Origin of the sequence: Capnocytophaga sp. oral taxon 863 str. F0517, assembly GCF_000466425.1 — a bacterium.
Lineage (GTDB): Bacteria > Bacteroidota > Bacteroidia > Flavobacteriales > Flavobacteriaceae > Capnocytophaga.
The window spans coordinates 7975-8796 of sequence record NZ_KE992181.1; the positions used below are offsets into that span (position 1 = coordinate 7975).

Sequence of the window (822 nt, forward strand, 5' to 3'; positions counted from 1 at the left end):
AAAAGCCGGAAGCCTGGGTCTCTGGATTGAAGAGCACGAGCTTGCTAAGCATTGCCTTTACCACGGGGTGTTCTAAGATTTTGGCCAATTCAGCGGCTGTAAAGAGGGTTTGTGAAAGCATCGCTTGTTCCAAAGATAGGCGGGTACGGCTGTACTGCTTGGTAAGATAGGTTTTGCTGTCCTTGAGGGCTTCTACTTCCTTGTTCTTCTTATACTTATCAGGGATAGACTTGAGGGTCTTGTCACCTTTGGTCACGATAATATCGGCCTTACCTTCATCATCTACCACCAATTGGAGACAGGTATCATCTATAACAAGGGTCGCTTTTTCCATAATCTGTTGGGTTGCCTTGGCTTCCATCGCCCAGCTAAAGCGGATGCTGTCCTCATAACCTGCATTGCGGGAGAGGTTGTCCAGGCCTATCTCAACGGCATTCTTCTCACTCTCTTGTCGCTGCTGGCCGAACTGCTTGCTTTCCTTGAGGAAGATCTGCAAGAGGTTGTAGCGGCTCACTAAGTCTTCTTCTACTTTTTTCTTATTGATAGGCACCAAACCTAAGGCCATCACATAGTCCTTATCACGCTTCTCAGTAATCTTCTTAATAGTTTCGGTGAGTTTGATTTCTCCTGTAAGTACCGCAGAATAGAGTTTTACGCGGCGATAGCCCATCCCATCGGAGAGGTACTTGGCCGACTCTTGAATGAGCTTCCAGCCCTCTTTGCCTACCGCCTTATGCACGCGGTGGTACCAATCCACATCGATAGCACCCCGCTGGAAGTCATCACGTGGTACGGTAGAGTATTGGGAGACAATCGTTTCCT

1 pseudogene is annotated in these 822 nt (G+C 48.2%); it reads right to left on the minus strand.

The features are described from left to right. Positions 1-822: pseudogene (locus tag HMPREF1551_RS12510) on the minus strand (DUF5724 domain-containing protein); the annotation flags it as partial.